6 protein-coding genes and 1 pseudogene are annotated in these 8095 nt (G+C 35.8%); 5 read left to right on the top strand and 2 right to left on the bottom strand.

The features are described from left to right. From IHO40_RS04545 to gatB, 5 genes and pseudogenes are all read left to right on the top strand, one after another. Positions 1-325 (top strand): annotated as a pseudogene (locus IHO40_RS04545) (TRP75-related protein); the annotation flags it as partial. Positions 326-341: 16 nt separating this feature from the next. Further along, positions 342-1616, top strand: coding sequence for a flavodoxin-dependent (E)-4-hydroxy-3-methylbut-2-enyl-diphosphate synthase (gene ispG, locus IHO40_RS04540; protein WP_225536964.1), 1275 nt, complete (start codon positions 342-344; stop codon positions 1614-1616). 476 nt (positions 1617-2092) lie between these two features. Then, positions 2093-2242 (top strand): ankyrin repeat domain-containing protein, encoded by a 150-nt coding sequence (locus IHO40_RS06120; RefSeq protein WP_368666775.1) that lies wholly within the window; start codon positions 2093-2095, stop codon positions 2240-2242. Further along, entirely contained in the window at positions 2239-2418 is a 180-nt protein-coding gene (locus tag IHO40_RS06115) for an ankyrin repeat domain-containing protein (RefSeq protein WP_368666774.1), read from the top strand. Before IHO40_RS06120 ends, IHO40_RS06115 begins: the two co-directional genes overlap by 4 nt. 1681 nt (positions 2419-4099) lie before the next feature. Next, positions 4100-5530 (top strand): Asp-tRNA(Asn)/Glu-tRNA(Gln) amidotransferase subunit GatB, encoded by a 1431-nt coding sequence (gatB, locus tag IHO40_RS04525; RefSeq protein WP_225536968.1) that lies wholly within the window; start codon positions 4100-4102, stop codon positions 5528-5530. 49 nt (positions 5531-5579) lie between these two features. On the opposite strand, the gene rho is transcribed toward gatB, so the two are convergent. Both rho and IHO40_RS04515 read right to left on the bottom strand, forming a co-directional pair. Beyond that, a complete protein-coding gene (gene rho, locus IHO40_RS04520) occupies positions 5580-6995 on the bottom strand; it encodes a transcription termination factor Rho (protein WP_225536963.1) in 1416 nt (471 codons plus the stop codon). Between the two features lie 204 nt (positions 6996-7199). Next, entirely contained in the window at positions 7200-7787 is a 588-nt protein-coding gene (locus tag IHO40_RS04515; protein WP_225536962.1) for a cell cycle transcriptional regulator TrcR, read from the bottom strand. Positions 7788-8095: the final 308 nt, after the last annotated feature.

The following is an 8095-nucleotide window of genomic DNA, read 5'->3' as shown; positions in this document are numbered from 1 at the left end:
ATCAAGTGATATAGAAGCTTGTATAGTCGAAGATGAAGAGGATGCTATGGTAAATCGGCATGGCATCAACATCACCCGCCTGAAAGGAGCTGTATTCATAGATCAAGCTCAATATGAGGGTGAGCAACTTGAAAGTAAACGACAGGAAGGAAAAAAGGCTACTACAACACGAGAGAAAAAAATCTCCCCTACAGATATTACTATAAAAGACACTCCATCAAAAAAAATGTGCTCACGTGATTCCATTGCCGATCTAAATAACATGACGCAGCACAGCTTAAACGGTTCGGATTCATTTGGAAGTATAGCTGATACAGCAAAATAGGTTAGTTGTTAATGATATGTTGAATGAGGACTTGGTAGATTATAACTTGAGTGATGAACCTACCTCTCGACATAAGACTCGTACTGTAAAAGTTGGACAAGTGAAAATAGGTGGAAATAATCCTATAGTTGTTCAATCCATGGCACTTGGTGTACAAATAAATCCTGGCAACATAAAAAGCAGTGCTAAACAATATGCAAAAGAAGTAATAGAATTAGCTCATGCGAGTTCGGAGTTGGTGAGAATTGCTTTGAGTTCAGAGGAAGTAGCAAAAGCAATACCTTATATAGTAGAAGAGGTAAATAAAGGAGGTTTTGACAGTAAGATGTTGGTGGGCTGTGGGCAATATGAGCTTGACAGGCTGATTCAGGATTATCCACACAACATTAAGATGCTGGGTAAAATTAGGATAAATCCAGGCAATATAGGCTTTGGCGACAAACGTGATGAAAAATTTGAAAGGGTTATAGAGTATGCAATAAAGCACGACATTCCGATTAGAATTGGAGTAAATTGGGGTAGCCTTGATAAGTACCTTTTACAAAAACTAATGGATGAGAACTCCTTATCTAGTAATCCAAAACCTTCTGATGTTGTATTGCGCAAGGCACTTGTAATGTCAGCTCTGAGCAGTGCACAGAAGGCTGAAGAAATTGGCCTCAGCTCAGATAAAATAATCATTTCGTGTAAGGTTAGTAGAGTGCAAGATTTAATCTCAGTTTACACAGCGCTCGCAAAATCCTCCAATTATGCTTTGCACTTGGGCTTAACTGAAGCTGGTATGGGCAACAAAGGCGTGATAAATACCACGGCAGGGCTTACTTACTTATTACAAAATGGTATTGGAGACACGATACGTGCTTCTTTGACTCAACGCCCTGGAGAATCGAGAATCAGTGAGGTAATAGCGTGTCAAGAAATATTGCAGTCTATAGGTTTGCGCTACTTTAATCCTCAAGTCAGCTCATGTCCTGGATGTGGGCGCACAAATAGTGATCGTTTTCGGGTATTAACTGAAGAAGTAAATGATTACATAAAAATTCGCATGCCGGCCTGGAAGAAACAAAATCCAGGTGTGAAGCATATGAGTATTGCTGTTATGGGATGCATCGTAAATGGCCCTGGAGAAAGTAAACACGCAAATTTAGGGATCAGCTTACCTGGATATGGAGAAAAGCCAGTTTCAGCAGTTTATAAAGACGGCAAATACTTTAAGACTTTACAAGGCAGTAACATCCTTGGAGAATTCAAAACAATTATTGATAACTATGTGAAGGAGCATTTTACGTAATCATCCAAAGGCGTCATGACGGCGCCTCCCTTTTTTGTCATTCCCGGTAGCTGACATTGGAGTGGCTTTTTTGTTTCACGGCAACTAAAAAAAACTAGCGGCTACTGATAAAATTCATTACAAAGCAGCGATATGACTTTCTTTAGCTTTATTGTATAATTAAATAATTTTATTCTAGTGTTAGAGTAGTATAGCTCACCATCTTAACTTAAGAAATCTAGAGGTATATTTGCAAAGTTAATTAGTGATTCCAATTCTAATCAAGGTAACTTAATTAAAATCATTGAAGAGATAAAAAAGGAATTAGAGAAAGAGTTTCCTACTGTGTACGAAGAGTGGAAAAGTGATCGTTTTAACATAAATTTTAAGTTCAAATTACAAAACACTGCAAAAAAGGTTTGTAGAAACAACGTTGCCACATATTGCCATTCAATGTAGAGATATGCCATGTATATCAGTGGTTCAGTACTTATTAAATAAAGGAGCTGCCCCTAATATACAAGATATTCCCTAGCAATACTCCATTACATGATGCTATTGGTACTGCAGGAAATAAAAATAAGGAAGTAGTAAAGCTGTTGTTGGAAAAAGGAGCAAATTCAGACACAGTGGATTTTTGTGAATGAACTTTTCATTACATGTAACTTGTATGTTTTGTAATGTAGGTTTTAACGTGGAAACAATAAAGTTTCTACTGAAAAGTAGAAGAGATATTAATAAAAGAGATAACGGAGGAAATACACCCTTACACCAACTTGTTGACCATCTATTAGGGTGTTTGAAAGTTCACCAGCTTATTTGAAAGGGCAAAGCTTAAAACTAGTAGAGCTTTTTGTAAAACATGGCGCAAATATTCATATTGAAAATAAGAGTTGTAATACTCCTAAGGGCCTCATTGAAAGCCGAAGTCTTAGTACTTTTTCCATGAATAGAGAGTTGGCAAATTCTATGCAACAATCTTTAGAAGAACAAAAATCCTCAAAGAAAATACCATGGAAAGTTACTCGAATTACTATAGCAAAATAAGGACCTTAAGTTCCTCACTGAAATTATAAGAGAAAATAACGTAATTAGCATAAAAGGTATTCAAGTATGTAGCCAAGCAATACCTAAAATACTTGGAAGATCAGGCATAGAAATTGTCGTTAAAGGTACTATTGTTGAAGGTGAGATTAAGAAAAGTTTTCCCATGGAATAGGGTGGCCTGTTATTGGGGCTGATGGTAATCCTCCTAAATATTTTGATTTATTCAACGAAATTGCTATTGCATTTCCAGAACATTCTTAATTAAAGCTCGACCAGAAGAACCACTTTATAATCCACAAAAGGAACTAATGTGGGGGTACTTAAACATATTGACAAGAATTCGAGTGCTATAAAGTAAGAGCTTTGGGGTAGACCCAGAGTTAGCAGTATACTAGCTAAAACAAAAAAAGAGGAAGGTAATATAACAAAACAGCATGTTGCACAAAAAGAGCCTGGTAAAGGTACTATAAAACAGCATGATACAAAAAAAGCGGAAAGTAATGCTGATAAAGAAAAAAGAGATGAGACAATAAATGATACTAGTGAGAAAACGGCAAGGGAACGTCTTCTTATTAATTCTGATGTTTACTTTCAGGAAGAGGCAAAAAATCCGCCAATATTTTCTAGAAAACGAAAAATTGCAATTGCTATTGGCGTTGTTACTGCACTTACTACAGCTTTAGTCTGTTATTCACTTTAACTGCCTGCGCTTGCAATAGTTATATCTACTAAGCTCTACGATATCTCTATTTTGAATGGTACTGGCCAACAGCCTGGGCTTTAAAGTGTAATGTAACCCATTTGCTTTCACAGCAAATGGTGTTTCAATGTTACCTTAATAATGATGTTTTCAAGTAGCTCGCACTGGGATTCAAGATACTACTTTATTAATAAATATTTTAAAAATTTACTAAATAAAAAAAGCCCCATGGCAGCTAATTATTTATTTTTGTATCGAAATGTTGGCGTTTTTTTATCATAAATGCTTAATAAGCGCGACTTAGCTGCTTTTTAATGCAACTACCTTAGCCATAAACATTTAAGAAACCCACTAAGCAGAAAAAAAGGCAAGAAACCCCGGGTAGCTAGTTATTCACTATCTATCTTATAATATTGGCGTTTTTGATGTCTTAAACGACTTATAAGCGCGTTCCAGCTCATATAGGTAAAAAAACGGAAGTTTCATAAAGACATACGGTGCACATAGTACAAAAAATTAAACATAAGATGCCAATTACATTGAGTTTTTTGTTAGTTAATCTGTACAGGCTAAAGATACCTCTAGTGTTATGATAAGGGGATTGAAAGAATTTGTCAAGTAATTTTTGCATTCTTGGTGCACACTGCTCTTAAATCGCAGGTTAAAAAGTTAAGATAAAGGTATAAAAACATGAGTTTTGTTTTGACTTTTTGTGCTAATTTTGCAGAATATTGAAATTATCACTTGGATTGAACGCATGACAAAGGAGAATTGGGAAGCGATAATTGGGCTTGAAGTGCACGCTCAGGTTTCTTCTAAGGCAAAGCTATTTTCCAGTTCATCAGCTAAGTTTGGTGCTGAACATAACACTCAAGTTTCCCTGATTGATGCGGCAATGCCTGGCACATTGCCAATACTAAATTACTGCTCTATAGAGCAGGCAATACGTACCGGCCTTGCACTTTCTGCGGAAATTAATAAGTGTTCTTACTTCGATCGGAAAAACTATTTTTATCCTGACTTACCGCAAGGTTATCAGATAACTCAGTTCTTTGAGCCGATAGTTAGGAACGGTAGAGTGTTTATCAACAATAATGAAAAAGAAATAAGAATTGCTAGAATTCATCTAGAGCAAGATTCAGGAAAGAGCATTCATGAAAAGAGCAAAACTTATGTGGATTTAAACCGCGTAGGAGTTGCTTTAATGGAAATTGTTTCAAAGCCGGACCTTCGGTCATCTGCAGAAGCTGCAGAATTTATGAAAAAATTGAGGCAGATTTTACGTTACATTGGCTCATGTGATGGTGATATGGAAAAGGGATCACTTCGTTGTGATGCAAATGTTTCTGTGCACCCAAAAGGCAGCAGCACATTTGGCACTCGTTGTGAAATAAAAAACCTAAATTCAATACGTTATATTATGCAGGCTATAGATTATGAAATACAAAGGCAGATTGAAATTTTGGAGAGTGGGAGAGAAATAAGTCAAGATACCTTACTGTTTGATGTTGCTTTGGGAAAAACAAAGGTAATGCGAAATAAAGAAGATGCAAGCGATTACAGATATTTTCCTGAGCCTGATTTGTTACCTGTTGAAATAAGCCAGGACAAAATTGATTTTATCAAGTCATCTTTGCCTGAGTTGCCAGACCAAAAGAAGCTACGATACATTAAAGAGCTAGGTATTAACGAATATGATGCAGAAGTCATCACTTCCGATAAAGCAATTGCTGATTATTTTGAAGAGTTGGTAAAAAAGCACGATTCAAAGCTTGCCGTTACTTGGTTAACTGTAGAACTTTTTGGCCGTTTGAATAAAGCAGGTATTGATATTGTGAACTCTCCGGTTAAAGCAAATGCCTTGTCCGAGCTCTTGGATTTCATCGTTGATGGGATAATCTCTGCTAAACTTGGCAAGCAAGTTTTTGATATTATGTTTGAAACTAGCAAATCAGCGTCTTTAATTATAGAAGAGCAGGATCTAAAGCAAATAACCGATAAAGGTCAAATATCTGAAGTTATCGACGAAATCATTAATAACAACCAAGATAAAGTTCAAGAATACAGAAGCGGTAAAGCAAAATTGTACGGATTCTTTGTTGGCGAAGTCATGAAACTTACAAAAGGAAAAGCTAGCCCTGATGTTGTGAATTTGATTTTAAGTGAGAAGCTAAAATTGAATTCCTAAATTTTATCTCACTGGAGGGGCAAAAAACTTTGCCCCCTGACGTTGACATTTAATTGTTCATAGAGTTAAAAAAGTCAGCATTACTCTTTGTTAAAAGCAACTTATCGCGTAAAAACTCCATTGCTTCAACAGATCCCATAGGATTAAGTATCCTACGCAACACCCATATTTTATTCAGTATAGCCTTATCAATTAATAGTTCCTCTTTTCTAGTTCCAGATTTTGTAATATCAATAGCTGGAAATATTCGCTTATCAGCAAGTTTTCTATCAAGTATAACCTCAGCATTACCCGTACCTTTAAATTCTTCAAAAATAACTTCATCCATTTTTGAACCAGTTTCTACAAGAGCAGTAGCAATTATTGTCAAAGAACCACCATTTTCAATGTTGCGAGCCGCTCCGAAAAAGCGTTTTGGTCTCTGCAGCGCATTTGAATCTACACCACCAGTTAGAACTTTTCCAGATGAAGGAATGACTGCATTATAAGCGCGTGCAAGACGGGTTATAGAGTCAAGCAAAATTACAACATCCTTTTTATGCTCAACCATTCTTTTAGCTTTTTCTATTACTATTTCAGCAAGCTGTACATGGCGGTAAGCAGGCTCATCGAATGTGGAACTCACTACCTCGCCCTTTACAGAACGCATCATATCTGTCACTTCTTCAGGTCTTTCATCTATAAGCAATACTATTAATTCTATTTCTGGATGGTTTGTAGCTATAGAATGAGCCATTTGCTGGAGCAATATCGTTTTTCCTGTTCGGGGTGGAGCAACTATTAATGCTCTTTGTCCTTTTCCAAGAGGCGCAACTATATCCGCAGCTCGCATACTTATATCTTTTTTGTTATCTACACAGCTGTTGTTTTCAAGAATCAACCTTTCTTCGGGGTAAAGAGGAAGCAAGTTGTCAAAGTGGACGTATTTCCTCAGTTCACTTACTTCGGTAGAGTTTATACTTTGAACCTTAGTTAAAGTAAAATATCTTTCCTTATCACTAGGTGGCCCGATTTCTCCACATACCATGTCCCCTGTGCGTAAATTGAACTTTTTTATCTGTCCATTGGAAATATACACATCGTCAGTACTCGGAGCATAATTAGCACTTGCTGAACGTAAAAAACCGAAACCATCAGGTAATATTTCTACTATTCCGCTTCCTGTAGTAGCGCCTCCTTCTTCGCTCATTTTCTTCATTAAGCTGAATATCATCTCCTGTTTCAGCATTCTGCCATTACCTTTACCATTAGTTGAAATTTTCCTTTCCTCAGCTAGATCCAATAATTCTTCTGCTGTTTTTTTTCTTAGTTCACTCAGATCTAGTACTTTTCTGTTTTCTTTTACACCTTCATTTATTGTTTGTTTTACCATATCGTCGTTGGAAATTTGCTTACTTGTTTTTGCTGATTCTAATTTAGCTGCAATCTTTTCCTTTGCTAAAACATCTTCATTGATTGTTACCATAGTCCTCCAAAAATTTTAATTGATGCTTACTAACCTAAAATGTGACTACAAGATAATAATTAGGCTAAGCTAATCTTTAGGAAGTATTAAACTTAATTGCTATTAAGCTACATACTTTACCTGCCATTATACCAGTAAATACTGACAAGTCAAGTTAATTCAATGTTAATAAGACGTGAAAATAGATAAATAGTTTTAGAGACTTTAATAATTTTCCTTTATATTTCTTAACCTTTCTTGTTTCTCTTCCTTTATTTTTGCTTTTTCTATTTCTGTTTCTAAATTTTCTTGACTGCATAGACCGAGCAGTACAGGATCTTGAGGTTTTATATTTTGCATATTATAGTGAGACCCATCCCTTACCTGCTCCACTGTATAATTTGTTGTACTAATCAATTTAGCTATAACATTGTTGTCCAAAATAGGAAACTTCTTTATTAAATAATAAATCGCATTAGGTTTATCTCTACGCCTTGCCGGAGAAGCAAGGCCAGAAGTGTTGCTGATTGATTTACTCCTTTTTTTTACATTTTTTGCGATCAAACTTGGGATACGATTTGGATTTTTTTTACAATTGTCAATTTCTTTTTCAGTTATTATTCCAGAAATAATAGGATTAAATCTTTCAGCATCTATTTCCTCGTCAGCTATATTCTGCACTTCTTCAAGAGCTAACTTACAACATTGCGCTATTTGATTAAAAGTTAAAGCGGTATTGTCTACTAGCCAAGCAGCAATTTGCATGAAAAATTGTTTATTTTTATCATTGCCCTTAGAAAGTTCTGTTGACATCAAAAAGCATCTCCCATTTAAAATATTCGTTATCGTTATTTAGAGCTAGAATATAAACCATTAAAATTAAAAAAGCATTAATTTTGTCACTAAATAGATCTCTTGCATGGCCAATTTATGGTAGGGAGTTTTTAGGAGAAATGCAGGTGAACGGTGCAGAATGCTTGACGCGGAATCTAATGTCACTTTATAGTGTTACCTACAAGTAGCTTTTTTGTCATCTCAGCACCTCTTTTTCCCGTCATCCCAATACCTCCTTTTCCCGTCATCCAAGTAGCCTTTTCTTGTTATCCCAGCAGTTGATACTA

Source organism: Wolbachia endosymbiont of Mansonella ozzardi (assembly GCF_020278625.1).
Lineage (GTDB): Bacteria > Pseudomonadota > Alphaproteobacteria > Rickettsiales > Anaplasmataceae > Wolbachia.
The sequence above is the reverse complement of the archived record's forward strand: the minus strand, read 5'-3'. Positions and strand labels throughout refer to the sequence as shown.

Coding starts and splice junctions, on each gene's coding strand:
- gatB (WP_225536968.1), top strand. CDS start 4,100: ATGACAAAGGAGAATTGGGAAGCGATAATTGGGCTTGAAGTGCACGCT.
- ispG (WP_225536964.1), top strand. CDS start 342: ATGTTGAATGAGGACTTGGTAGATTATAACTTGAGTGATGAACCTACC.
- IHO40_RS06115 (WP_368666774.1), top strand. CDS start 2,239: ATGAACTTTTCATTACATGTAACTTGTATGTTTTGTAATGTAGGTTTT.
- IHO40_RS04515 (WP_225536962.1), bottom strand. CDS start 7,787: ATGTCAACAGAACTTTCTAAGGGCAATGATAAAAATAAACAATTTTTC.
- rho (WP_225536963.1), bottom strand. CDS start 6,995: ATGGTAACAATCAATGAAGATGTTTTAGCAAAGGAAAAGATTGCAGCT.